We start from the raw sequence: 26315 nt of genomic DNA, 5'->3' as shown, positions 1-26315 counted from the left end.
ATGCGCTGGGTTTGCATTCTCTTCCCGCAATTGGCACTGGATGCCGTGCTGCGGCAGCGCCCCGACCCCGATGAGCCGCTGGCGCTACTGACCGGCCCGGCCCAACGTCGGGTGCTGCAGGCGGTCAACGGTTCGGCGCGGGCGCTGGGCTTGCGGCCCGGCCAGTCGATGACCGCCGCCCAGGCCCTGAGCAAAGGTTTTGTCACGGCCGAATACGATGCCGCCGAGATCGAACACTGGCAGCAGTTTCTGGCCGCCTGGGCCTATCGGTTCAGTTCTCAGGTCAGCGTGCATTACCCGCGAGCCGTGGTGTTTGAAATCGAATCCAGCCTGGGCTTGTTCGGGTCCTGGCCGCAGTTCGAGGCGCGGTTGCGGGCGGAACTCGGCGAGCTGGGGTTTCGTCATCGGATTGTCGCCGCGCCCAACCCGGTGGCGGCGCGGGTGCTGGCCAACGTTTATGACGGTCTGGTGGTGCCTGATGATCAGGCCTTGCAGCATCATCTCGGGCAGTTGCCCGTCGACCGGATTGCCCTGGAGCCAAGCGTAGCCACGGCATTGTCGCGCATGGGGCTGCGCACTTTGAGTCAGGTGCAGGCGCTGCCCCGGCATAGTCTGGCCCGGCGTTTCGAGGCTCAGGTGCTCAAACATCTGGACAGCCTGTTCGGCGAGCGACGGCTGGCGCTGGCGTTTTACCTGCCGCCGGACCGTTTCGATGTGCGCATCGAGCTCAACTTCGATGTGCAATCCCATCAGGCGTTGCTGTTTCCGTTGCGCCGGCTGACCGGCGACCTGGCGGCGTTTCTCTGTGGCCGGGACAGCGGTGTGCAGCGTTTTGACCTGCACCTGGAGCACGCCGGGTTGCCAGACACGCTGATCAAGGTCGGCCTGCTCAGTGCCGAGCGCGATCCGGCGATGCTCTTCGAACTGGCCCGGGGGCGTCTGGAGCAGGTTCAGGTCGAGGCGCCGGTGCGCGGCTTTCGTCTGCGCGCCGAAGACCTGCCGGCCTTTGTCCCCCAGCGTCAGGAACTGTTCGACGATCGTCCGCAGCAGTCCTTGCCCTGGGAGCAACTGCGCGAACGCTTGCGTGCGCGACTGGGGGATGACGCAGTGCAGGGCTTGCGGTTCCAGGCCGATCACCGGCCGGAATGCGCGTGGCGGGCCAGTGTCGACAGTCAGGCCTGTGGGGGGCTGCCCGCCGTGCAACGTCCGGGCTGGCTACTGACTGAACCGCAGGCGGTGCACGAAGGTTCGACGCGCATTCTCATGGGGCCGGAGCGCATCGAGTCGGGTTGGTGGGACGGTGACGACGTGCGCCGCGATTACTACCTGATCGAAACCCGTTCCGGCCAGCAGGGCTGGGCCTATCGAACGGTGGGTGAAGACGGTCCGTTGTGGCTGCAAGGCTGGTTCGCATGAGTGTCGACTATGCCGAACTGCATTGCCTGTCGAACTTCAGTTTCCAGCGCGGTGCTTCCAGTGCGCTTGAGCTTTTTCAGCGGGCGAAAAAACAGGGCTATCAAGCCCTGGCGATCACCGACGAATGCACCTTGGCGGGTATCGTCCGCGCCTGGCAGGCGGCCAAGTCCGTGGAGCTGGCGCTGATCATCGGCAGCGAAATACGCATCGAAGACGGCCCGAAACTGGTGCTGCTGGTGGAAAACCTCGAGGGTTACCAAAACCTGTGCCGATTGATTACCCACGCCAGACGCCGCACGCAGAAAGGTCAGTATCAGGTGCTGCGGGAAGATTTCAGCGAGCCGTTGCCGGGGCTGTTGGCATTGTGGGTGCCGGACGCCGTCGATGACGTTGAGCAGGGGCACTGGCTGAAACAGACCTTCGCCGAGCGCCTGTGGCTGACCGTTCAGTTACATCGCGGACAGGACGATACCCGGCGACTGGCGGCGCTGCTGACCCTGGCGCGGGAACTGCGGATCCCGGCGGTGGCCAGCGGCGATGTGCACATGCATGCACGCGGTCGGCGTGCCTTGCAGGACACCATGACCGCGATCCGCCATCACGTACCGGTGGCCGAGGCCGGGTTGCGTCTGCACCCCAATGGCGAACGACATTTACGCAGCCTCGACGCCTTGCTCGATCTCTATCCGCAGGCCCTGCTCGACGAAACGCTGAACATCGCCCGGCGCTGCACCTTCGACCTTGGTCAGTTGCGTTATCAGTATCCCCGTGAGCTGGTGCCTGAAGGTCACACGGCCACGTCCTGGCTGCGGACCTTGACCGAAAAGGGGATTCGGTGGCGCTGGGAAAAAAGTCCGAAAGCCGAGGTATTGGCGCAGATCGACAAGGAACTTGAGCTGATTGCCGAGCTGGGGTACGAAAGCTACTTCCTGACGGTTCACGACATTGTGAATTTCGCCCGCAAGCAACACATTCTCTGTCAGGGGCGCGGTTCCGCCGCCAACTCGGCGGTGTGCTACGTATTGGGGATCACGGAGATCGATCCGGAGCGGAGCACGCTGCTGTTCGAGCGTTTCCTCTCCAAAGAGCGCAACGAACCGCCGGACATCGACGTGGATTTCGAGCACGAGCGCCGCGAAGAAGTCCTGCAGTACGTGTTTCAGCGTTATGGTCGGGCCCGTGCGGCGCTGACGGCGGTGGTCAGCACTTACCATGGAGCCGGCGCAGTGCGCGATGTGGCCAAGGCACTGGGTTTGCCGCCGGATCAGGTCAACGCCCTGGCCGATTGTTGCGGCCACTGGAGTGATCAGGCGCCGCCCCTCGAGCGCTTGCGTGAAGGGGGTTTCGATCCCGACAGCCCGGTGTTGCGCCGGGTGCTGAGCCTGACGGGGCAGTTGATCGGTTTCCCCCGGCACCTGTCCCAGCACCCTGGCGGTTTCGTGATTTCCGAGCAGCCCCTGGACAGTTTGGTGCCGGTGGAAAACGCCGCCATGGCCGAGCGCACCATCATCCAGTGGGACAAGGACGATCTGGATGCGGTCGGGTTGCTCAAGGTCGATATTCTGGCGCTGGGCATGCTCAGCGCGATTCGCCGTTGTTTCGACCTGCTGCGTCGGCACCGGGGCCGTGACCTGAGCCTGGCGACGGTGCCGGCCGAAGATCCGCAAACCTACGAGATGATCGGTCATGCGGACACCATCGGGGTGTTCCAGATCGAATCCCGGGCACAGATGTCGATGCTGCCGAGGCTCAAACCCAAGAACTTCTACGATCTGGTGATCGAGGTGGCGATCGTTCGTCCGGGGCCGATTCAGGGCGGGATGGTGCATCCCTATCTGCGACGACGTAAGGGCGAAGAAGAGGTGAAATATCCGTCGAAAGAACTTGAAGCGGTGCTGAAACGTACATTGGGCGTGCCGCTGTTCCAGGAACAGGTGATGCAGATTGCGATTGTTGCCGCCGACTACAGCCCCGGTGAGGCCGATCAATTACGCCGCTCCATGGCCGCGTGGAAACGCCATGGCGGACTGGAACCGCACAAGGAACGCCTGGCGGACGGCATGAAGAAAAACGGCTACACGGCGGAGTTCGCCGCGCAGATCTTCGAGCAGATCAAAGGCTTCGGCGATTACGGTTTTCCCGAATCCCACGCCGCCAGTTTCGCCTTGCTGACCTACGCCAGTTGCTGGTTGAAATGCCATGAGCCGGCGGCCTTCGCCTGTGCGTTGATCAATAGCTGGCCCATGGGTTTCTACAGCCCGGACCAGATTCTCCAGGACGCTCGCCGACATCATTTGCAGATTCGCCCGGTGGACGTGCGAGCCAGCGATTGGGATTGCAGCCTGGAACCGATCACCGGCGCGCAGCCGGCCATTCGCATGGGGTTGCGGATGATCAAGGGCTTTCGCGAGGACGATGCCCGGCGTATTGAGGTCGCACGGTCGAAAGGGGCGTTTACCGACATCGCCGACCTTGGCGAACGGGCACGACTCGATGCCCGCGCCCAGGAGCAACTGGCCGATGCCGGTGCACTGCGCGGGCTGGCCGGTGATCGGCATCGGGCGCGCTGGGAAGTGGCGGGGGTACAGAAACAACTCGGTTTGTTTGCCGGTTTGCCGAGTCAGGAAGAGCCGACGGTGTCTCTGCCAAAACCCACCGTGGGCGAGGACCTGCAAGCCGATTACGCCAGTGTCGGCACCACCCTCGGGCCGCATCCGCTGGCGTTGTTGCGGGGTGAACTCAAGGCCCGGCGCTGTCGCAGTTCCAGGGAATTGCTGGAGGTCGAGCATGGGCGTCCTGTCAGCGTCGCCGGGCTGGTCACCGGTCGGCAGCGTCCGGGCACCGCCAGCGGCGTGACCTTCGTGACCCTTGAAGACGAGTTCGGCAACGTCAATGTGGTGGTCTGGCGTGACTTGGCCGAACGGCAACGGCAGGTACTGGTCGGCTCGCAATTGCTCAAGGTCGATGGGCGCTGGGAAAAGGAAGGCGAGGTGCGGCACCTGATTGCCGGGCGCTTGAGCGATCTGAGTTCATTGCTTGATGGCATCCATGTGCGCAGCCGGGATTTCCGCTGAACCTGCGCTATTGACCGAATACGCGCGTAGGCGCTGCCGAAGGCTGCGATCTTTTGATCTTGATCTTGAAAAGCAAAATCAAAAGATCGCAGCCTTCGGCAGCTCCTACAGAGACAGTGTCGGTCACCCGATTGCCGGCATTACCAGTACGCGTCTGCTATCGGCAGGGCATCTGGCGGGCTTGTTGCAAGGGTCACTTAGGGGACGGTCGAGAATCAGCTATACCTCTATGAAACCATTGGCGTTGGCGGTGCTCGAAACAAACGGGCACGCACCGTCTCCTCACGCCGTTGCACTGCCTGAAGACATGTCATTCACAGGACATAGGCCAGTCGATGCAGTTTCTAGACAATAGCCACGGGTGTACGGGCTGGAGCGGGGAAATGGCCGGACGCATTCGCGCGTTCGACTGGAGCCTGACTGAGCTCGGCCCCATTGATACCTGGCCCGGAAGCCTGTGCAGCGCGGTGCAGTTATTGCTCGCCTCACCGCTGCCGATGGTGATGCTGTGGGGCCGACCCGGTTACATGATCTATAACGATGCCTACTCGAGGTTTGCCGGTGGGCGCCATCCTTACCTGCTGGGCTCCCCGGTGGAATTGGGCTGGCCAGAGGTCGCCGAATTCAATCGGCATGTGGTGGATATCTGCCTTGCGGGCGGGACCTTGTCCTATCACAACAAAACCCTGGTGCTGTTGCGTGACGGCGTCCCCGAAGACGTCTGGATGGATCTTTATTACAGTCCCGTCGCCAATGATGACGGGCACCCTGCCGGGGTCATGGCGATGGTGGTCGACACCACTGACCATGTGATTTCCGAACGCCGGCGTCAAGACGCCGAAAACGCTTACCGCGCCGACAACGAAAGGGTTCGCCTGGCCCTCAATGCCGGGGCTTTGCTCGGCTCGTTCGTCTGGGACATCAAGGCCAATGTATTGTCTGGCGACGAACGCTTCGCCCGCACGTTTTCCTACCCGCCCGATCAGGACCTGGCCAACCTGCCACCCCTCATCGCCGAAATGCAGATTCATCCCGACGACCGCAGTTGGGTTCAGGAGCGGCTCAATCAGTCGGTGGAAACCGGCATCCCCTATAACGCCGAATACCGGGTTCTGCGCCCCGATGGCAGTTACCTGTGGGTGCTCGCCAGCGGGTGTTGCGAATTCAACGAGCAAGGTGAAGCATTCCGCTTTCCGGGGGTGTTGATCGACATCCACGAGCGCAAGATCGCCGAAGAATCGTTGCTCAAATTCACCCGCAACCTGGAGCAGCGAGTCGCCGACGAAGTCGAAGCGCGGCTGGCGGCTGAAGAGCAGTTGCGTCAGTCGCAAAAACTTGAAGCCATCGGCGGTCTCACCGGCGGCGTGGCCCATGACTTCAACAACCTGTTACAGGTGATCGCCGGCAACCTGCACTTGCTGGCGCGTCACGAGCCGGACAACGCCAACGTGCAACGCCGGGTCAGTGCCTCGATTGCCGCGGTCGAGCGCGGTGCCAAACTGTCTTCACAGTTGCTCGCCTTTGCCCGTCGTCAGCCCTTGTCGCCAGCCGTGTGCGATCCACGACAGATTTTTGAAGGGCTGGGGGAATTGTTGCAGCGGGCGCTGGGGGAGACCATCCAGATCAATGTGACCCTGTCACAGAATCCCTGGCATCTCTATGTCGACCGCAATCAACTGGAAAACGCCATTCTCAACCTTGCGATCAACGCCCGAGACGCCATGAATGGTGAGGGGATCATTGCCCTGAGCGCCGAGAACATTGCCCTCGACCGCAAGTTTTGCGCAGGCAAGGGCATCGCCGCCGGCGACTATGTTTGCGTTGCGGTGGCTGACACGGGCGTTGGCATGTCGCCTCAAGTGCTCGCACAGGCCTTTGAGCCTTTTTTTACCACCAAGGCCGATGGCCAAGGCACAGGCCTGGGGTTGAGTATGGTGTTCGGTTTCGTCAAACAGAGTGGCGGGCACATCGAGATATCCAGCGTCGTCGGACAAGGCACTCGGGTGCAGCTGTATTTTCCTCGCAGCTTGCGTCCGTTGCTCGATGAAACAACGCACCATGATCCGCAGCACCGGGGCGGCCACGAAACCATTCTGGTGGTCGAGGACAATGAAGCGGTGCGCAGCTCGGCGGTGGATTTGCTGCGTGAAGAGGGCTATCAGGTCTTGACCGCGGCTAACGGAGATCTGGCGATGCAGATGTTGCTCGATGGCGCGACGGTGGACCTGATTTTCACCGATGTGGTCATGCCCGGCTTGATCAAAAGTTCGGATCTGGCCGCCTGGGCCAAGGTGCAGGATCCTCCGGTGGCGGTGCTGTTTACCTCCGGCCACACCCGGGACATTATTTCGCGCAATCACCAACTCAGCCCCGACACTTATTTGCTGAGCAAACCTTATGGCCCTGAAGCGCTATTGAGCAAGATCCGCAGCGTGCTCGGATGATCGTTACTCAATGGAGATTGGCGCTCGGGCAAAGGTTTTATCGCTTTTGCGGCAGGGCGACGAACGGGCACCGCTGGTCTGATAGGCGGTCGACAGAACACGGTAAGCAAGGCCATTCTGATAGCTGGTGAGCGCAGTCGATCGCGCTTGCTACCGATTAACCAACGGAGGTGTTCCATGCCGGTGACTCATGATCTGTATCAGGATCTGAAACTTTCAAAGGAAGAGATCCAGCAAAAACGCACCAAGGATCCGTTACTGGATTCACTGATCAACAAGTATTCGCAGGCAGACGCGGAGGTGTTGAAGGCCGAGTCCGCACAATCAGATGCGCCCAGCGATGAGGCACTGAAGAAACTCAAAGAGAAGCGCTTGCACGTGAAAGACAAGATCGTCCAACAACTTCAGTCATCGTCCTGATGTGCCATGTCGAGCCACCGACGATCGCTGACTGAAAATTGGAACGGGGATCAATACCGGCACCTCGAACGATCAGAGCCCGATGTTACGGCTCCACGCGAGGTGCCCCATGCCCCATTCAGCCTTTCCCCATAAAGAAAAGTACCCCAGCGAAGAACAGGGCGGCTACGACCCGATCCCGACCCATCCCGAACCCCTGAGTCCGGGACGCACTACCGTCAACCCGGAGGAAGAGCCGGGCATCGATGAACTGCCGGATAACGAAGATATAAGGCCTCTGGAGCAGGACGACGTCACTGACATCGACCCGCAGCGAGTGCGCGAAAAGACCGACAATGCGGTACGCGATGGTGAGATGGATCCGCGTTGATTCAAGATCAAAAGATCGCAGCCTGCGGCAGCTCCACATTGGAATCGCGCACGCCGTGAAATATCGGGCGAACACAAATCCTGTAGGAGCTGCCGAAGGCTGCGATCTTTTTGGCTGCAAGCCTATTTCAATGCCGTACTCAACGGCAACCGCGCCATGTGCCGCGCTTTCAGCGACCCCAGATACAACCAGTCCCCATACTCGCGTACCGTGGTAATGGGTGAATAATTGCCGCTGCCGGCGTCCTGCAGATTGGCAATCACTTTGCCGTCGAGGTTCAGGCCCAGGGCGAAGGCGCGTTTCTCCACCGGTATGGGCAGGACTGTCATTGCCCGCACGATCATCTTGCGCAGCAGAGGGTAGGGCGCCAAGGCGTCAAGCAGTGCATTGCGCGGTGCATACAGCGCCACCCAGAAACGGTCGTGGCCATTGAAGGCCAGGTTGTCCGGCAGCCCCGGCAAATTGTCGATGAACAGATCGTGGGTTCCGGCCTTCGGCCCGGTCAGCCAATAGCGGCTGATGCGATAGGCACCGGTTTCGTTGACCAGCACAAACGCATCATCAGGCCCCAGGGTCACACCGTTGGCGAACTCCAGTTTTTCCAGCAGGACCGTCGTCTTGCCGGTCTGGAAGTCATAACGCAGCAAACGGCCGTCGCCGCCGTGCTCGATGATCGCCTCGCTATCCTTGCCGTAACCCCAACGGCTCGAAGCATCGCTGAAATAGGCGTAATGCCCGGGCTTGTCGATGGCCACGTCGTCGGTAAAACCGAAGGGCACACCGTTGGCTGTGGTGGTCAATGGAATCAACCGGCCCTGAGCGTCCAGCGACAGCAATCCCTTGACCCCGTCGGCGATCACCAGCAAACCATTGGGGTGCCGCGCCAGACCCAATGGCCTGCCGCCGGTATCGGCCAGCACTTCGGTTGTTTTGCCGTCGAGGCTGGTGCGAATCAACCGGCCATCATGCAGGCCGGTGATCAGGACGTCTTCCTCCAGCAGCAATGCTTCCGGGCCATCGATGTCAGCGGCGCCGACACGTTCCACGCCTTTGAGGCGCTGATTGTCTGTGTAGACCCCATCGGTGAGGGAGGGCGCCGGTGACGGTGTCCAGGCTATCGGTCGAACCTTGGTCGGTAGCAACAACAGGAAGGCGCCGATGACAATGATCAGCAGCAACAGCAAATGCCGAAACCTGAGGGGTCTTTTCACGCGCTGATTCCTGTCGGGGCCAGAGATTGTTGCGCCATCTCGCGCAGTGCCAGCATCGACTCCGCCGATTCGCGCTCGATGCGCCGCTTGAGCAGCAGTCGATTGGCGAGGCGCATCGCCAGGCCATTGAAGCGATATTCCAGGGTCCGGACAAACCGCGTGTCATCACCCGCCGCCTCGCACTCATACGTCACCACCAACGACAACCCATGATTGCCTCGGGCGCGAGCGCTCCAGCGGCGGCCTGGCAGGTATTCGTCGACCTCCCAGCTCAAGTGCCCGTTGTGCCCACCGGCCCGAATGTCTTCCTCGAACCGCGCGCCAGCATACAGTGGGCCACTTTGGCCCTCGACCTTGAGGGAGGACGGATGCCACTGCGGCCAACGTGTCGCCGTGCTGGCGTAGGCGAGCACGGCGACCGGGTTTCCAGCAATGTCGATTGCGTGCTGCATGCGAGTCATGGACGTTGTCGTCAGGTGCAGGGGCGTTTGCTCCGGTTCCCAGTACAGGGTGCCGAACAGGTAGTCCATCAGTGGAAATACGATGTTGAAATTGCGCTCCTGCATCAGCTCACGACGGTGATGCAGTTCGTGCAGGCGACGCATCTGGCGGATCCACGGCAAACGCGTCACTGGATTGGTGGGCGGCAAGTGCTCGCAGGCGTGGAACACCTCATAGGTCAGGTAACCGAGCACCATGCAGCCGCCGAACAGCCCCGCGACGTTGGCATTGAACTGGGCCAGCAGCCACCAGGCGGGCGCGGTGATGACCAGGGTGTGCAACACGATCAGCCAGGCCGGAAACAGAATCACCCGCCAGTCTCGCGCATGGTCGTAGGTCATGTGGCCGGGGGTGAAAAAACTGTGATGGTCACCGGCGTGACGGGCGTAGAACATTTGCGCCAGGCGCTTTTTGTGGTGCCCCAGATGCCGATGCACGACGTAGACGCCGAAGTTGAAGAACAACAGGGTCAGCGGCACCGCCAGCCATTCCAGTGGATATACCTGATGCACGGTGCTCCAGAATGCGCCGATGGCCAGCAACCCGAACATCAGCACAAAGGCGCCGTGCAGCCAGGGGTTGTAGAGCGGATGAATGTCGGCCCGGTAGCGCGCGCGGAATGCTTCGGTGGTCTGCCTCACTGCGTTCACCTGTGGTTATTGTGCTAACCAGCAGATTAGCCGATCCCGCCGCAGAGGCTGGTCGAACCTTGAGGCCACAAGCGCCATGCTCCGGTGCAAGGTGCTTGGCGTCAGGTCAAAGGGTCCCAGCGCTGGGACCAGTCGTCATCCGTCTTGATCACTTCACGCAGCAAATCGAAAGCGCGCTGCAGGGTCGCCGAATCGCGGTCCCGGGAGTAAACCAGATAAGTCGGGTAACTGAACTCCGGGGCTTTGGGCACTGACTCCAGCACGCCGCTTTCCAGGTAGCTGTGGACCACACGGGTACGGAAATAACCACTGCCGCCGTTTTCCAGAATGTATTGCAAGGCCAGCGGTCCGAGGTTGAAGCTCAGGGCCGCCTTGGCTTTTTCCGGCAGGGCGGCATCGTGCTGTCGACGGAAGTCCGGGCCCCAGTCGATATACACGTAAGGATCGGGGCGTCCGGCCAGGCGTACCAGGATGAGTTTTTCTTCCAGCACCTGCTCGACTTGCAGGCGTGGCCAGTACTCGGGCTGATAGACCAGCGCCGCGTCCAGCACCCCCAGCTCCAGTTGGCGCAGCAGGTTTTCGCCGTCGCGGATTTCCATGCGCAGGGCGTGGCTGGGAATCTTCGCGCGCAGCTCGCCAGCCCAACTGAGCATCAGCGGGTTGCACAGACTGACTTCGCCGCCAATGTGCAGCACGTCGCGGTAGCCCTCGGGCAGCGGCAAGTCGCGGCGCGCCGCTTCCCAGGTCTGCACCAGTTGATTGGCGTAAACCACAAAGGCCTCGCCGTTCGGCGTCAGGCGCGCACCGGCGCGGTTGCGCACGAACAGCGTGCTGCCCAATTGGCTTTCGAGCTTCTGCACCCGGGCGGTGATCGCGGTCTGGGTGACGTGCAGCTTTTCGGCCGCCGCGGCCAGGCTGCCATGGCGGACGATTTCCAGAAAGGTGCGGGCGAGGTCGATGTCCATGGGAGGGCCGATGTGGGAGGTGCGGGCATTGTAAGAGCAGCATTTGTCTTCCGATACCGCGTTATCGTTCTTCGCGAGCAATCCCGCTCCCACATTCGATCTACGATGTTACAAATATCTATGCCTGACACCCATTCAATGTGGGAGCGGGCTTGCTCGCGAAGAGGCCCTGTCAGGCACCGCACATCAATCGGCTAACTCGACTTCCCGAACAATCGCCCACTGCGCCACCAACCGCTGCGGCGTGCCACACGCCTTGCGCTTGAACACAAAATTTCGGCACTTCTCGCCGAACTGTTTACGGTTCTGCACCATGTCCAGTTGCATTTCTTCCAGCTCGGCATTGCGACAGTGCTGTATCAGTTGAGCCTCGCGCTGGCTTTTACGCTCGCGCACCGCCTGGTACGCCGGATCGCTCAACGCACCGTTGGCCCGCTGCAACAACCACAGGCCAAACTCGTCGGGGCAGCGCGGGCCGATTTCCTGGACCATGCCCAGTTGCAAGGCCTTGACGGCGCTGATCGGCAGGCAATCTTCAGTCAGTTTTTCCGCCATCGCCTGGCCGACGGCGCGAGGCAGGCTGTAGGTCCAGTACTCGGAGCCGTAAAGGCCCATGGTTTTGTAATGGGGGTTGAGCACAATGTCGGACCGGGCGAAGACAATATCCGCAGCCAGCGCCAGCATCACGCCGCCGGCTCCGGCATTGCCGGTCAAGCCGCTGACCACCAGTTGCCGGGCGCTGAGCAGTTCCTGGCAGACGTCATCGATGGCCTGAATATTGGCCCAGGCTTCCAGCCCCGGAACCGCTGCGGCCTGGATCACGTTGAGGTGCACACCGTTGGAAAAGCTGCCGCGCCCACCCTTGATCAGCAGCACTTGGGTGTCCCGGGATTTGGCCCAGCGCAGGGCCGTCACCAGGCGCTGGCATTGTTCGGTGCTCATGGCGCCGTTGTAAAACTCGAAGGTCAGCTCGCCGACATGGCCTGATTCGCGATAGCGGATCGGTTGATAGCTTTCATTGTTGAAGGGCCGGGAGGCGATTGACCAATCAAGGGTCGGCACTTGTGCCAGCTGTTCGGCGAGCACATGCCGGGCCGGGCGCTTGAAGGTTTCTTCATCGGGCCGGGGTTTGCGTCGCAGCGAACCGATCCACAGGCTGTGATCACCGGTCGCCACCAGCACCGCATCGTCATGCACCGCGAGAATTTCCCCCGGCGTGCCGCTGCGCGAATCCAGGTGAGTGTCGTACAGGTAGTACTGAGCGCCGGCCAGACTCGCCAATACGCCAGGCTGGCCGTCGGCGGCGTCGATGCAGCGCTTGATGAAGCGTGAGCAGTCGTGCCAGCTGAAGGCCCGATCGGCTTGCTTCATGTTCGGCTGCAAGCGGCCAGTCACATGGCGTTGGTTGTAATCCAAGGGCACAGGAACGAAACCGGCGATGAATTTTTCCACGACTTCGCGGATGCAGGTGATCGCCGCATCGCTGACGCTCCCGTTGTACAACTCGGATTTGCGCACATCGGCAGGCACGTTGAATTCACAGGTGGCCCAGACCGGCCCGGCATCCATTTCCTCCACCGCTTGCAACGCGGTCACGCCCCAGCGGCTGAGTTCACGAGTGATGGCCCAGTCCAGCGCGCTGGCGCCACGGTCGCCGACGATGCCCGGATGAATGATCACCACGGGACGCTGGCGGTTGCTCCACACCTGTTGCGGCACCCGGTCCTTGAGGAACGGGCAGATCACCAGATCGGCGCCGGAGTGTTCGATTTGCTCGCACACCGTATCTTCATCGGTGAACAGCACCACGCTGGGCGAATGGCCGGCCTGACGCAAGTCCAGCCACGCCCGTTGGGTCAGGCCGTTGAAGGCTGACGCCAGCAGAATGATTTTCAATGACCGCATTTTTGACTCTTCCTTGAGATTGATGGGCCGCAGGCTCCCAATGAGCCGTCCGTGGCCTTCGATGGAAGCGTGATAGTAGAGAGTGTGCGGGGGCGAACAAGTGATCGAGATCAAGCTTGTGTCAGCGGGTGTTTCAGTTAAGGGCAAAGTCAGACATGTAGGAGCCAGGCATTGGGCATGAGGCCAGCCTTTCAACAACCCCGTGAATCCGGTAAATTCCGCGCCCAAGCTCATACAAGGATGTAGATGATGGCGAAACCTGCCGCTCGACTCAGTGATCTCAATGCCTGCCCGGTGACCGGTCACGGCACCAACCCCAGCACCAGCGGTTCACCCAACGTGAACATCAACGGCATGCCGGTCTTGCGTGTCGGTGACACCACGGCCTGTGGCGATACCGTGACCGAAGGCATCAGCAACATCCTGATCAATGGCAAACCCATCGCCTTTCTAGGCAGTGCCACGGCCCATGGCGGCATGATCATCACCGGTTCGGGCGACGTGTTTGTCGGCACACAAGTCGGTGCCGCACCGTTCACTCCGATCATCACCGTGCCCAAACACAGCGAACGCTTCCAACTGGTCGACGAAACCACCGGCGATGCCATTCCCGACATGCTCTATTGCATCGAAACCGGCGATGGCCAGCGCCTGGTCGGCCACACCGACAACCACGGCAACGCCGCGCGGGTATTCACCGCCGATCCCACCTCTGTTGTCGTGCAATGGGGCAAGGAAGCCGCTGCTCACCTGGATGCCCTGGGCATCGATTACTAAGGAGGGGCAAGCGTGGCAACGCCGAAGAAGAAGCAGGGCAAGACGAGCGATCAGCATGGGACGACACAGGTCAAGGGGACGCTGGCGCAGGATTATGTGACGGTGGTGGGGGCGTCTTACATCAGCTTTGTGGCGAATATTCGTGGTCAACGCGGCAATATGATGAATTTCATCAATCAAGGAATTCGTCAGCTTAAAAGCTATCCGCCCTCCACACCTAGCTATTCCATTCAAAGGGCTTTTTCATATTCAAGGATGAGTACGATCCAAAACTGCTGGCCGAAGTCAAAAAAATAGTAACCGAGCGTTACGGTGCCGAGTATCGCGAGTACGACTCCATTTCACAGTTGGTTGACTTTGTTGCCACGCGAAAGCGCCGGGGCAGGGAGATCAAGCAGATGGACTTTTTCTCTCATGGTGTCGTGGGCAGTATCGAGCTGGGATACGAACTCGATAAACGCGACAGCTATCGGTTGCGTGATGCTCAGGCTCGTATGTTCACGCCGGATGCCTTCGCCTATGGCGCAAAGATGTACTCCTATGCATGCCGGACGGGGTTGGGAATCAATGCAAGCCTGAAAGTAGGAGAGAATGAAAATCCTCACTACGAACTCAGCCTGGCGCAAGTCATGGCGGACGCGACCGGAGCCACAGTTTGGGCATTCCCCCGGCGTAGTCTGTATGACCAGACTTACGGAACCGACGAGGAGCGTGCGACGTTGGAAAAAGCACCGGCCAAACTGGAAGCCGATAAGGCTGCAAGCCGCGCATACCGCAAAAAGCTTAGCGATTATCAGCGACGTTTGAGCGCCCATCGAGCGGCGCAGAAGGATGCCAATGCGCAACTGTCGAATGAGACTGCGCCCGCAGCTCCTGTCAAAACATTGAGTGAAAGGGATGCCGCGTTGTTGAAGCAGGCTCAGGGTAGGGAGCACTACAAGGACACACTCGGGTATCCACTGGATGCTGAAGGCGCTGTTCACGGGGTTCGGTCTGGCAATACACCTGACGGCGTCCCTAAAAAGCTGTGCGAATACAAGCCCGCCAAATGACCGCCTACATGAAGAAATTGAATGCTTTTTCCGTAATCGGCCTATGTGCGGTCGCGGTGCTTATTGGTCTTAATATCGTTGGCAAGGAAGATGACATGTCCTCAAAAGTGATGATGTATTACGGCATCTGGAGTCCTGACGACAATCGTTTCGATGCGACCCGCTGGTTCGATAGTGGAATGTACCGCCGTCGCATCATGGGTACGCCTCCTGAAGCGAGTGTGGAAACCATGTTGCGCAATAAGCCCCTGCCGATTACCGAACGCATGAATGAAGACCTGGTCGCTATAGCGGGTGTAGCACTTGAGTATGATTTCCCTGAGGTGAATACAGAGTCATTGATTAACCAGCCTCCAGCCCTCAGCCATCGAGTCCGCTACTGGATCAGCAAATTCGAAAAGCCTGACAGACCGGTCGATCTCTACCAACTGTTTCTCAATCTGGATCAAAAACGCTTTGTGATCACTTTCAGCCGAGATGCGCAGACGGGGGATTTGATCGATGACAACAGTGCAACACTGGTTTATGCGAATCAGGAGTCCGATGCTGAGTACGTTCGGACATTCAAGGAACTGGATGAAGCTGAACAACGCCAGCGTTGATTGAGGGCGCGCTGAAGCTGATTGACCCAGCGCTTTGAAAAACTCTCGCACTGATTGAACAGGGCGCCTTCCTCGGCGCCCAAAAGCCCCATCAAAACGCAAAACACGAACACCCAAACGCCCCCCAGAACCCTTGAAAGTCACTGACCGGCGCCGAGGACAATCGCGCCCGCTCATGGCTGTGGGCATGCACCGCGCAAGCGCCCACGCACTGGTGCACTTGCGCGGTCAGCGGCGCCAGTGGTTTCCAGTGTCCCGGAACATTCACCACGGGCGACCATTCAGGCACTACCGGGATGGGCGCAGGCCCCAGTTTTTCGAATTCGACGCTGCCGTAGACGATCTTGCCGTCGACAATGGTCAGCACCGACTCGATCCACTTGATGGCTTCGTCTTCGATGTGGAAGTAGTCTGCCGACAGTGCAATCAGGTCCGCCAGTTGCCCGACCTTGATTTGGCCCTTCTTGCCTTGCTCGGAGGAAAACCAGGCGCTGCCGTGGGTGAAGAGTTCCAGCGCCGTATCGCGGCTCAAGCCTTGTGGGTACAGCGCCAGCCCGCCGACGGTGCGGCCGCTGACCAGCCAGTACAGCGAGGTCCAGGGGTTGTAGCTGGACACGCGCGTGGCATCGGTGCCGGCGCCCACCGGCACACCCTCGGCCAGCATGCGCGCGATCGGTGGTGTCACTTCGGCCGCTTTCGCGCCGTAACGATCGATAAAGTATTCGCCCTGAAACGCCATGCGGTCCTGGATCGCGATGCCACCGCCCAGGGCTTTGACCCGTTCAATGTTGCGTGGGGTGATGGTTTCGGCGTGATCGAAGAACCACGGCAAGCCGTTGAACGGAATATCCCGATTGACCTTCTCGAACACGTCGAGCATGCGGCTGATGGATTCGTTGTAGGTAGCGTGCAGGCGGAAGGGCCAGCGCTGTTCGACGAGGTGACGGACCACCGGTTCCAGCTCCTGCTCCATGGTTTGCGGCAGGTCGGGGCGTGGCTCAAGGAAGTCTTCGAAATCCGCCGCCGAGAACACCAGCATTTCCCCGGCACCGTTGTGCCGCAGGAAGTCATCGCCTTGACCGTAATGGGAGGTGCTGGTCCAGTTTTTGAAGTCGGTCAGCTCTTCCTTGGGTTTTTGGGTGAACAGGTTGTAGGCAATGCGCACCGTGAGCTGCTGGTCTTTGGCCAGTTGCTGGATGACTTGATAGTCGTCCGGGTAATTCTGATAACCGCCGCCGGCATCGATGGCGCTGGTGACGCCCAGCCGGTTGAGTTCACGCATGAACTGGCGGGTCGAGTTGACTTGGTACTCCAGCGGCAACTTCGGCCCTTTGGCCAGGGTCGAGTAGAGGATCATCGCGTTGGGGCGGGCGATCAGCATGCCGGTGGGGTCGCCATTGGCATCGCGCTGGATCTCGCCACCCGGCGGGTTCGGCGTGTCGCGGGTATAACCGACCACTTTCAGCGCGGCACGGTTGAGCAGGGCGCGGTCATAGAGATGCAGGACGAACACCGGGGTGTCCGGGGCGGCCTTGTTCAGTTCTTCAATCGTCGGCAGGCGCTTCTCGGCAAACTGGAACTCGTTCCAGCCACCGACTACCCGCACCCATTGCGGCGTCGGTGTGCGATCGGCCTGCTCCTTGAGCATACGCAGGGCATCGGCCAGTGACGGCACGCCTTCCCAGCGCAGTTCGAGGTTGTAGTTCAGGCCGCCACGGATCAAGTGCAGGTGGGAGTCGTTGAGACCGGGAATTACCGTTCGGCCATGCAGGTCAATGATCTGGGTGCCAGGACCTTGCAGGGCCATGGCCTGGGCGTCGCCGCCAACCACCACGAAGCGCCCGTCCTTGATCGCGACGGCACTGGCCTGGGGTTTCTTGCGGTCGACGGTGTGCAGGCGTCCGTTGTACAGAATCAGATCGGCTGGAGTTTCAGGCATGGTTTTACTCCCTGCGAATAGTGGGCTGACCCAGGTACCGACGGCGCCTGCCGAGAGACCTTGCAGTACACGGCGACGACTGAAGTCGTTGTGCTCGTCAGGTGGACTCATGGCAGTGCTCTCCACAAAAATCTTCACAAAAGAAGTGAGGGCAAACAGCCGATGTCTGACGCATGCGGCCAGAAGGAATATAGACCGCAAATCCGCAGATAGCCGTTTTCCGAGGGCGAAAACGACGAATCCCGCCACGAGGGGCGGGATTCGTTTGCAGCCAGACGTGCTCCCGAAAGACGGGAGCGGCGTGCTTAGCCCGAGAACAGCTCGGACAGTTTCATCGCCAGCATCATGTCGCCTTCAGCGCGCAGTTTGCCGCCCATGAACGCTTGCATGCCGTCGGTCGAACCGTCGACGATGCCTTCCAGGGTTTCACCGTCCATCACCAGAGTGACCTGGGCGTCCGGGTTCTCGCCTTCTTGCAGTTCGCAGGTGCCGTTCTTGACGATCAGCGAGAAGTTCTTGGTGTCGTCAATGCGGAAACCGAAGACCAGGTCCAGACCGGCAGCAGCGGCTGGGTTGAACTTGGCTTTCATTGCTTGTACGGCATCAGCTACGGAGGTCATGGTTCGATCCTTTCTTGGGTAATAAGAGCTGGGTGATTACAGCCAGGGTCACAATAATCCGGACTCAGCGAAACGTGATGAGTTCCGGGGCCTTCAGCAGCTGCAGGTGTGCATGACCGTTGAAGGAAGCCAGGGCTACCTCGCGACCGCGAAACTTCAGCAGGTTGAGCGAGGTGTTGACGATTTGCCAGTTCAGTTCAAAGGCCTGCTTTGCCGGCATTTGTGTAATAAGGTGGAGCAGGGCAGTGATGGTGCCGCCGGAGGTGAACACGGCGATTTTCTGGGTGTTGTCGGCTTGTTCGAGCAATCGATGCAGGCCGGCCTGCACGCGTTCGACGAAACCCGGCCAGCTCTCCAGGCCCGGTGTGTCATAGGTGCCGGCAAGCCAGCGTTCGATGATCAAGGCAAAGATGCGTTGGAATTCAGCACGGTTCTGTGCCGCGTTGCGCAGGATATCCAGCGCTTGGGGCTCGTCCTCCAACATGGCCGGCAGCAGGGCACGGATCACCGCGTCGGCGTCGAATTCGTTGAAGGCGGAATCGATTTCCAGCACCGGCACCGGCACACCGACGGCGGCGAACTGTTCCAGCGCGCTGTTGGCGGTGTGTTGCTGGCGGCGCAGGTCGCCCGACAGGCAGCGATCGAAGCTGAGACCGAGTTCGGCCAGGTGCTGGCCGAGGACTTCTGCCTGGCGAATACCGGTCGGCGACAGGACGTCATAGTCGTCTGCACCAAAGGAGGCCTGGCCATGTCGAATCAAGTAGATGCTGCCCACGTCCGCGTCATCCCGGTACGTTGAAGGTTTGGCGAGGTTATGAGGATGACGGTGAGCTGTCAATGAAAAAACATACGCTTGTTTGAAATGCCCGTTACAAGCGTGTTGCCCGAAGTTTCACGACTGGTCGCCGGGCCGGCGCATGGGTATGCTGAAGGTATCCCGCGCGCGTTTATGCGGCGCATTGATTGAAGGAGTCCCTGTGGAGTTTCTGTCCGAATATGCCATTTTTCTGGCTAAAACCGTGACCCTGGTGATCGCCATCCTGGTGGTCCTGGCCAGCTTTGCGGCATTGCGCAGCAAAGGTCGGCGCAAGTCGACCGGGCAGCTGCAAGTCAACAAACTCAATGATTTCTACAAAGGACTGCGCGAACGCCTGGAGCAAACCTTGCTCGACAAGGATCAGCTCAAGGCCCTGCGCAAGTCCCAGGCTAAAACCGAGAAAAAGCAAAAGAAGAAGCCCGAGGCCAAACCACGGGTGTTTGTGCTGGATTTCGACGGTGACATCAAGGCATCGGCCACTGAAAGCCTGCGCCACGAAATCACCGCGCTGCTGACCCTCGCCACGCCAAAGGATGAGGTGGTACTGCGTCTGGAAAGCGGCGGCGGAATGGTCCACAGCTATGGCCTGGCGTCCTCGCAACTGGCGCGGATTCGTGAAGCCGGCGTGCCATTGACCGTGTGTATCGACAAGGTAGCGGCCAGCGGCGGCTACATGATGGCGTGCATTGGCCAGAAGATTATCAGCGCGCCGTTCGCAATCCTCGGCTCGATCGGCGTGGTGGCGCAGTTGCCCAACGTCAATCGCCTGCTGAAAAAACACGACATCGATTTCGAAGTCCTGACGGCGGGCGAGTACAAGCGCACCCTGACGGTGTTTGGCGAAAACACCGAGAAGGGCCGGGAGAAATTCCAGGAAGAACTGGACATCACCCATCAGCTGTTCAAGAACTTCGTTTCCCGCTATCGCCCGCAACTGGCCATCGACGAAGTGGCCACCGGTGAAATCTGGTTGGGGGTCACGGCGCTGGATAAACAGCTGGTGGATGAACTCAAGACCAGCGATGAATACCTCGCCGAACGCGCCAAACAGTCCGAGCTCTATCACTTGCATTATGCCGAACGCAAAAGCCTTCAGGAGCGCATCGGCATGGCGGCCAGCGGTTCGGTCGATCGCGTGTTGCTGAGCTGGTGGACCCGGTTGACCCAGCAACGTTTCTGGTAACGCTTCACTGAACAAATCAAACCGTGGCGTGCGCTGCGGTTTTTTTTGCCTGCAAATCTTCCTGTCTCTGGTTGCCTTCAACCATCAGCGAATTCTCCTAAATGTGTTGCCGATCCTTCCTGCTGCCGATCCTGAGGCCAGTGGGCTATGTTGCCGTTCCCAATATTTGCAATGGAATGCATATGAATGACCACCCTGGCGACAAGGTTGCTGCGCCGAGTCCATCTGTTCTGCCAATGCGTGACGAACTGAAATGGGCGGTGAGCACAGCGCTGCCGCAATCTCCGGAACAATTTGGCGCACAGTTGATCAAGGAAAAATGGGGGCAGGGTATCGACCCGCAGGCAGCCCTGTTGGTGACGCTTGATTACAACTACCGGGGGCACCCGCAACAGAACGGTATCCAGCAAGGCCGGGTGCTGAGCTCGCAAACGCTGGTGCAGGCATTACTGTCCAATTATCAAACTGTCGCTGACGGACGCTTCGGCGAAACCGCATTCGGCCTATACACGCCTCCCGATGTCGGGCCCTCCGTGCGTATCGTGGAGAATGTCGATGAGTTCGCCAACCACGGCTCAGGCAACCACGAAGATTATGAAGGCATCTATCGGCAAACGGTGCCACAGGCTTACGGACCCGCCACGCAAATCGCTCTCAGGCCTGCCGACTTCAAGAAATGGGTCTGGGAACTGGAACTGCAGACCCGCTATCAGGCTTATCTTGATCACGCCTGGCCCGCTGATGAGCGGATCGTGCAGGCCGAACCATACGCACTAAGAACGTCGGTCAAGGCTGCTTTTGTCATGAGTGCCTGTCTGCAATATCAAGAAGGCAGTCTGAGCCAGGAAGGTCTGGCACTGGCAATGCGGGCAGGCGGATTGCCTGTGAATCAGGCCTGGGACACGCTGAAAATCGCACAACTGCAGGCAGCGACTCGCGTCAGTTCGCAGATAGAGGTCGGTCGCCTGTCGATTTATCGTTATACCGCGAACGATATCTGGTGTTATCGCCACCGCTCCAGCGGCGGAGTGCTGCTGAACGTGCCGGGAAACTCCTCACCGCTGCATGAATTCGCTGATATGCGCCACATGCGTCAATGGGTCGTGAGCCAGGGCCGCACGGCAGACACCCGCCAGGCGCTGGCCGCGCATTTTGCCGACGATGATCGTGAAGACGGCACCTTTCATGCGGGGGTGCTGACTGCACTGGAAGGGATGGCGATCTACCCGAAGAAGCACCGGCTGAAAAACAATGCCGGGTTTTTCAACGATGATGGCTATTGGGACCCGCATGACTATATCGACGTTGCGTGGGCGTCTGCTGCCACCGACCCATTTGCGCAGTTGGTGCTGACCATGAAACAGGCGGCCATGGCCAGCGTCAAAACCATCCGCGACGATGCCCAGGTCAATCGCGACAATTTGAGTGCGGTGGTCGAGCCGCTTGTGCGGTGGGTCAACCAGTTCGGTCCATTGGCCTTGTTTGTCCCGGGAGGCGAAGGGTTGTTGGTACTGGCCGGAATCATTGATGCCGGTTATGGCCTCAGCCAGGCAATCAACGGTGAAACCCCGGAAAAACGCTCCGAAGGCGTGACGCGTACCGTGTTCGGCTTGCTCAATGCGCTACCGCTGGCCGGAGCGGTAGCGGCACTTAAAAGTGAAAGTGCCTCCGCCGAAACGCTGGCCAGGACGTTGGAGGACTCCACGGTAGCGGAACATGAGCCTGGCAGTGAGCCTCACCCCGACATGTCCATATCCCTCACTCCGCCGCCAGCGCCAACGGTGGCGACACGCCTGGAATTGATGCGTGGCGTCTGTGCGCCGTTCGCCTCGTTCAGCGACGAGGTGCTGGGCCAAATCGCCCGGATCAGTACCGTCGATGACGACATGTTGCGGTGGATGCAAGTCGGGCGTCCGCCGACGCCGTTGCTGGCCGATACCATCAGCCGTTTCAAGCTCGACCAGGAGCTTGAAGCGGTTGTCGATCCGGCAGAGCGGGCAGGGCTGTTCAACAGCCGTTATCAGGCGCTCCAGTACTCCGAGCAGCAATGGGTGCGGTTATTCCAGCGGGAGTATCCCGGCTTGCCGAAAAATGTCGTGGAACAGTTTCTCGACCGCTCGGGCATCGAGATGGAGCAGCCGGTCGACGCTGGCGAAGTACTGCAAGCCTTCAGGCGCCTGGACGGCAAGGCGCGTCAATATCAACAGCATGTGCGACTTAATCGAGCGTACGAAAGCCTGTACTTACGCTCGATCGTCAACCCCGAATCTGACGTTCTGGCATTGCATTCACTCGTGCGTCTGCCCGGTTGGCCAAAAGGCTTGCGAATCGAAGTGCTTGAGGGGGCGATCACTGGCCGGATAGTGGATCGCTGCGGCCCGTTCGATGCGCCGGACTGTCGCCGGCTGATCAAGGTCGGGAATTTTTATCAGGGTGCTACGGTGGATCCGACCACCGAAGGCACGGATCTGTTTACGGCGCTGCTCGGTATGTTGTCTGCCGAGGAGCGCACGGCGCTGTCGTTGCCTTTGCTGGATCAGGCCCAAGCGTTAAGGCTCAGCCTCGGTGAGCGAGCATTGCCGCACTCGGAGCTTATGCTCGGCCTCGGCAGGATGGATTCGGGGTTACCGTTCGAAGCACAAGGATTGCGCGGTGGCGGTTATCCGATGACACCGCAAAGCAGCGCGCTGACAAACCAGATGATGCGGCTGCAGGTGAAATACATATATCCCGACTTCACCGATGCCCAGGCCGATGCGCTGCTGCAGTCAGTGGGCAATGGCGCCCAGGCACATCTGGATGGATTGACGCTCCGGCTTGAACAACTTCGTACGGATCTGAATGACTTCGTCGACCGCACGGTGCTGGACATTGATGACATGGACGTCGATTTCCTGGAGAGGGGAGACGAGGCCGCTGCGGGGATGAATGCAGCGCAAATTGCCGCGCACAACATCGAGCAGGCGCAACACGTGATGGAGTACGAGCGGCAAGCCCGGTCCGAGCTGGCTGAAGAACTGATTGCGATCTGGCAGAAACGCCCACCTCACGCCAATCATCTTTATTCAGACGGGATATTTACCGGGTACAGATTGAATCTGGACTACGAGGACTTCCATCGATTGCCTGCCATGAGCGAGCGATTCGATGAAGTGACTGAGTTGACAATGCGAGGTGTGCACGTGCTGGAGCGGGAAAGTCTGGACGTTTTCCTGGAAAGTTTTCCCAATCTTCGCACCCTGAGCCTGGAACGGGTCGACTTGCGTGTGTTCCTCGACGACGGATTACAGCAGGGGGGGTTGCCATCATCGATCCCGCACATGACCCAGCTCACGACACTCGACTTGAAATCCACTTTTTTGCGGTTCGAGGAGAACACCGCTTCACAGCTGAGCAATCTGGTCAGATTGCAAATGCTGGACCTGAGTGAAAACCCTTTGGCCATACCACCTGTTGTGCTGGGGTTGAACGAATTGCGCGTGCTTAATCTGAAAAATACCGGGATCAGCCGTTGCCCGCTCGGCATCGCCGATCAACCGTATCTGACATCACTGGACTTGCGTGACAACCAAATCAGCCGGGTTCCCTATGCGGTCTTGAACCAGGCTGTTGCCCGGGATCGAATAAAGCTCTGGGGCAATCCGTTGGCGGATGAGGACACGCTGATTCGTCTGGTGGAGCATCGCGAGCGTACCGGCATCAATCTTTGGCTGAGCCAGCCGGGTGTTGATTATGGAAGCGCGAGCCCCTGGCTGGAGGAGGATGATGAGTTAATACGCACGGCTCGACAGCAGATCTGGCAGCGGCTGGCAGCCAAACCATCGGGTGGTGCCTTTTTGCGGGTCATGGACGGGTTGAGCCTGACGGCGGATTTCCAGGTCGGTTACTGGTTGCTGCAAGCGCGAGTATGGCGACTGTTGCGTGAAGTGGATGCTTCGGAGGAGTTGTGGGGCTGGTTGCGCCAATGTGTCGAAACGACAATTGCCGACGCGGAAAACCCCTTCAAGCTGTTCACGGTTCTGGAGGATCGGGTTCAGCTTTACCGCGACTGGGTGAATATGGGGCGGCCGATTCCGCTGGCGCAACAGCAAGCTTTGTAGCAGGGGAAAGGCCTTGAACCCCTCAGAAAGGGTTCAAGGCCCTGGACATCAACGGCGACGGAACAGCGGCAGCGGTTCGTCGGTGGCGGCCTGATAGGTCACCGAGAAGTCCTGGAGACTTTTCAGGGCTTCATACGGGTCTTTATCGGCCCGCAATGCAAAGGCGTCGAAACCGCAGCGATGCAGGTAGAACAGCTGGTCGCGCAGCACATCGCCGATCGCCCGCAGTTCGCCTTTGAAGCCATAACGGTCACGCAGCAGCCGGGCGTTGGAATAGTTACGCCCATCGGTGAAGGCCGGGAAGTTCAAGGCGATGACCTGGAACTGTGCAACGTCTTCACCGATTTCTTCGGCTTCTTCGTCGGCATCCAGCCACACGCCCAGGCCGCCATCGCGGGCCTTGAGCATACGACTGTGCTCGCGCCACAGTTGCAGCGGGACGATAAGGTCGTCGCAGTTGCTGATCTCGTCGATGTTGAAGTCCTTGGGCAGCAGGTGCCAGGTTTCGTCGACGACTTCGTTGTTCTTAATTATTCGCTGCATAGACGCGCTCCTTGAAGAGGTCGATGCCGATACGCTGATAGGTGTCGATGAAGCGCTCGTCTTCGGTACGTTGTTCGATGTACACGTCGATCAGCTTCTCGATCACGTCAGGCATGGCTTCCTGGGCGAAAGACGGGCCGAGGATCTTGCCCAGGCTCGCATCGCGACTGGCGCTGCCACCCAGGGACACCTGGTAGAATTCTTCGCCTTTCTTGTCCACCCCGAGAATGCCGATGTGGCCAACGTGGTGGTGACCACAGGCGTTCATGCAACCGGAGATGTTCAGGTCCAGCTCGCCGATGTCGAACAGGTAGTCCAGGTCGTCGAAACGGCGCTGGATCGATTCGGCGATCGGGATCGATTTGGCGTTGGCCAGGGAGCAGAAGTCACCGCCCGGGCAGCAGATGATGTCGGTCAGCAAGCCGATGTTCGGCGTGGCGAAACCTTGCTCACGCAACTCGCCCCACATCGCGAACAGTTGGGTCTGCTCAACGTCGGCCAGAATGATGTTCTGCTCGTGAGAGGTGCGCAGTTGACCGAAGCTGTAACGATCGGCCAGATCGGCCACGGCATCGAGCTGCTTGTCGGTGATGTCGCCCGGCGCAACGCCAGTCGGCTTCAGGGACAGGGTTACAGCCACATAACCCGGCTTCTTGTGGGCCAGGGTGTTGCGGGTGCGCCAGCGGGCGAAGCCTGGGTGCTGCTTGTCGAGCTCGGCCAGTTCGGCCGTCTGGTTGTCCAGAGCCTTATAGTCCGGGTCGACGAAGTGTTTGGCCACGCGATGCACTTCGGCCTCGGTCAATGTGGTCTGGCCACCGCGAAGGTGTTCCATTTCCGCATCGACTTTTTGCGCGAACACTTCAGGCGTCAGGGCCTTGACGAGGATCTTGATCCGCGCCTTGTATTTATTGTCGCGACGGCCGTAGCGGTTGTAGACCCGCAGGATGGCATCGAGGTAGCTCAACAGGTCCTGCCACGGCAGGAACTCGTTGATGAACGCGCCCACCACCGGAGTACGGCCCAGGCCGCCGCCAACCAGCACACGGAAACCCAGTTCGCCAGCAGCGTTGTGCACCGGCTCAAGGCCGATGTCATGGACTTCAATGGCCGCACGGTCAGACGTCGAACCGTTGATGGCAATTTTGAATTTACGAGGCAGGTAGGCGAATTCCGGGTGGAACGTGGTCCACTGACGGACAATTTCGCACCATGGGCGCGGGTCGATCAGCTCATCGGCTGCGACACCGGCGAACTGGTCGGTGGTGACGTTGCGCAGGCAGTTGCCGCTGGTCTGGATCGCGTGCATCTGCACGGTCGCCAGTTCGGCCAGGATGTCCGGAATGTCTTCCAGGGCCGGCCAGTTGAACTGCACGTTCTGCCGGGTACTGATGTGGGCATAGCCCTTGTCATAGTCGCGGGCAATCTTGGCGATCATTCGCGTCTGGCGCGAAGTGAGTTGGCCATAAGGCACCGCTACCCGCAGCATCGGGGCAAAGCGCTGGATGTAAAGGCCATTTTGCAGGCGCAGGGGGCGGAATTCTTCTTCGCTCAGCTCGCCTGCCAGATAGCGTCGGGTCTGATCACGGAACTGCTTGACGCGGTCCTCGATGATCCGCTGATCGTACTCGTCGTATACGTACATATAAGTCCTGTTCTCAGGCTTGGGCCGGTCGGATCCAGTTGCGTTTTTCGCTTGCTGAAGTCTCCGATACTGCCTCGGCAATTC

The 26315-nt window shown here is 59.8% G+C and carries 20 protein-coding genes; 11 read left to right on the top strand and 9 right to left on the bottom strand.

The annotated features are described in order from the left end of the window. The 5 genes from KGB14_RS07300 (at window position 1) to KGB14_RS07280 (ending at window position 7724) form a co-directional block, all read left to right on the top strand. The gene (locus tag KGB14_RS07300) at window positions 1-1416 is read left to right on the top strand and encodes a Y-family DNA polymerase (protein WP_223485247.1); all 1416 of its coding nucleotides are present in this window, start codon (window positions 1-3) and stop codon (window positions 1414-1416) included. After that, entirely contained in the window at window positions 1392-4490 is a 3099-nt protein-coding gene (locus KGB14_RS07295; RefSeq protein ID WP_223485245.1) for an error-prone DNA polymerase, read from the top strand. Before KGB14_RS07300 ends, KGB14_RS07295 begins: the two co-directional genes overlap by 25 nt. 335 nt (window positions 4491-4825) lie before the next feature. Continuing rightward, window positions 4826-6934, top strand: coding sequence for a PAS domain-containing sensor histidine kinase (locus tag KGB14_RS07290; protein WP_223485243.1), 2109 nt, complete (start codon window positions 4826-4828; stop codon window positions 6932-6934). Window positions 6935-7111: 177 nt separating this feature from the next. Then, the gene (locus KGB14_RS07285) at window positions 7112-7354 is read left to right on the top strand and encodes a DUF465 domain-containing protein (RefSeq protein WP_223485241.1); all 243 of its coding nucleotides are present in this window, start codon (window positions 7112-7114) and stop codon (window positions 7352-7354) included. 109 nt (window positions 7355-7463) lie between these two features. Further along, window positions 7464-7724, top strand: coding sequence for a hypothetical protein (locus KGB14_RS07280; RefSeq protein WP_223485239.1), 261 nt, complete (start codon window positions 7464-7466; stop codon window positions 7722-7724). A 122-nt stretch (window positions 7725-7846) separates the two neighbouring features. Here the strand turns inward: KGB14_RS07280 and KGB14_RS07275 are convergent, their stop codons facing one another. The 4 genes from KGB14_RS07275 to KGB14_RS07260 all read right to left on the bottom strand — a co-directional run bounded on the left by KGB14_RS07275 (window position 7847) and on the right by KGB14_RS07260 (window position 12956). Next, on the bottom strand, window positions 7847-8935 hold the full coding sequence (locus KGB14_RS07275) for an SMP-30/gluconolactonase/LRE family protein (RefSeq protein WP_223485237.1): 1089 nt from the start codon (window positions 8933-8935) through the stop codon (window positions 7847-7849). Then, a complete protein-coding gene (locus tag KGB14_RS07270) occupies window positions 8932-10077 on the bottom strand; it encodes a sterol desaturase/SRPBCC family protein (RefSeq protein ID WP_223485235.1) in 1146 nt (381 codons plus the stop codon). The genes KGB14_RS07275 and KGB14_RS07270 overlap by 4 nt, the downstream gene beginning before the upstream one ends. A 110-nt stretch (window positions 10078-10187) precedes the next feature. After that, window positions 10188-11051, bottom strand: coding sequence for a LysR family transcriptional regulator (locus tag KGB14_RS07265; RefSeq protein WP_223485233.1), 864 nt, complete (start codon window positions 11049-11051; stop codon window positions 10188-10190). Between the two features lie 186 nt (window positions 11052-11237). Further along, on the bottom strand, window positions 11238-12956 hold the full coding sequence (locus KGB14_RS07260; protein ID WP_223485231.1) for a hydrogenase maturation protein: 1719 nt from the start codon (window positions 12954-12956) through the stop codon (window positions 11238-11240). Between the two features lie 249 nt (window positions 12957-13205). On the opposite strand from KGB14_RS07260, the gene KGB14_RS07255 reads away from it, so the two are divergent. The 4 genes from KGB14_RS07255 to KGB14_RS07240 all read left to right on the top strand — a co-directional run bounded on the left by KGB14_RS07255 (window position 13206) and on the right by KGB14_RS07240 (window position 15387). Continuing rightward, window positions 13206-13733, top strand: a complete 528-nt coding sequence (locus KGB14_RS07255; RefSeq protein WP_223485229.1) for a PAAR domain-containing protein — start codon at window positions 13206-13208, stop codon at window positions 13731-13733. Between the two features lie 12 nt (window positions 13734-13745). Continuing rightward, a complete protein-coding gene (locus tag KGB14_RS07250) occupies window positions 13746-14030 on the top strand; it encodes a hypothetical protein (protein ID WP_223485227.1) in 285 nt (94 codons plus the stop codon). A gap of 101 nt (window positions 14031-14131) precedes the next feature. After that, complete coding sequence (locus KGB14_RS07245) at window positions 14132-14785, top strand: hypothetical protein (RefSeq protein WP_223485225.1); 654 nt, start codon at window positions 14132-14134, stop codon at window positions 14783-14785. Window positions 14786-14793: 8 nt separating this feature from the next. Further along, window positions 14794-15387: a hypothetical protein gene (locus tag KGB14_RS07240; protein ID WP_223485223.1), complete on the top strand. Its 594-nt coding sequence runs from the start codon at window positions 14794-14796 to the stop codon at window positions 15385-15387. Between the two features lie 91 nt (window positions 15388-15478). Here KGB14_RS07240 and KGB14_RS07235 read toward each other — a convergent pair whose 3' ends face one another. From KGB14_RS07235 to KGB14_RS07225, 3 genes are all read right to left on the bottom strand, one after another. Next, window positions 15479-17326 (bottom strand): amidohydrolase, encoded by a 1848-nt coding sequence (locus tag KGB14_RS07235; RefSeq protein WP_223485275.1) that lies wholly within the window; start codon window positions 17324-17326, stop codon window positions 15479-15481. A gap of 305 nt (window positions 17327-17631) precedes the next feature. Continuing rightward, on the bottom strand, window positions 17632-17946 hold the full coding sequence (locus tag KGB14_RS07230) for an SCP2 sterol-binding domain-containing protein (protein WP_223485221.1): 315 nt from the start codon (window positions 17944-17946) through the stop codon (window positions 17632-17634). Between the two features lie 64 nt (window positions 17947-18010). Further along, window positions 18011-18721 (bottom strand): histidine phosphatase family protein, encoded by a 711-nt coding sequence (locus KGB14_RS07225; RefSeq protein ID WP_223485219.1) that lies wholly within the window; start codon window positions 18719-18721, stop codon window positions 18011-18013. 202 nt (window positions 18722-18923) lie between these two features. On the opposite strand from KGB14_RS07225, the gene sohB reads away from it, so the two are divergent. Together sohB and KGB14_RS07215 are read left to right on the top strand one after the other, a co-directional pair. Then, window positions 18924-19946: a protease SohB gene (gene sohB, locus KGB14_RS07220; protein WP_223485217.1), complete on the top strand. Its 1023-nt coding sequence runs from the start codon at window positions 18924-18926 to the stop codon at window positions 19944-19946. Window positions 19947-20128: 182 nt separating this feature from the next. Next, window positions 20129-24046 (top strand): dermonecrotic toxin domain-containing protein, encoded by a 3918-nt coding sequence (locus KGB14_RS07215; protein ID WP_223485216.1) that lies wholly within the window; start codon window positions 20129-20131, stop codon window positions 24044-24046. A gap of 48 nt (window positions 24047-24094) precedes the next feature. Here the strand turns inward: KGB14_RS07215 and KGB14_RS07210 are convergent, their stop codons facing one another. Further along, a complete protein-coding gene (locus tag KGB14_RS07210; RefSeq protein ID WP_223485214.1) occupies window positions 24095-24589 on the bottom strand; it encodes a DUF934 domain-containing protein in 495 nt (164 codons plus the stop codon). Beyond that, on the bottom strand, window positions 24573-26231 hold the full coding sequence (locus KGB14_RS07205) for a nitrite/sulfite reductase (protein ID WP_223485212.1): 1659 nt from the start codon (window positions 26229-26231) through the stop codon (window positions 24573-24575). The genes KGB14_RS07210 and KGB14_RS07205 overlap by 17 nt, the downstream gene beginning before the upstream one ends. Window positions 26232-26315: the final 84 nt, after the last annotated feature.

Origin of the sequence: Pseudomonas sp. A-RE-19, from assembly GCF_019956555.1 — a bacterium.
Taxonomy (GTDB): domain Bacteria; phylum Pseudomonadota; class Gammaproteobacteria; order Pseudomonadales; family Pseudomonadaceae; genus Aquipseudomonas.
Note: the sequence above shows the minus strand (reverse complement) of the source record. Positions and strands in the feature narration are given on the sequence as shown.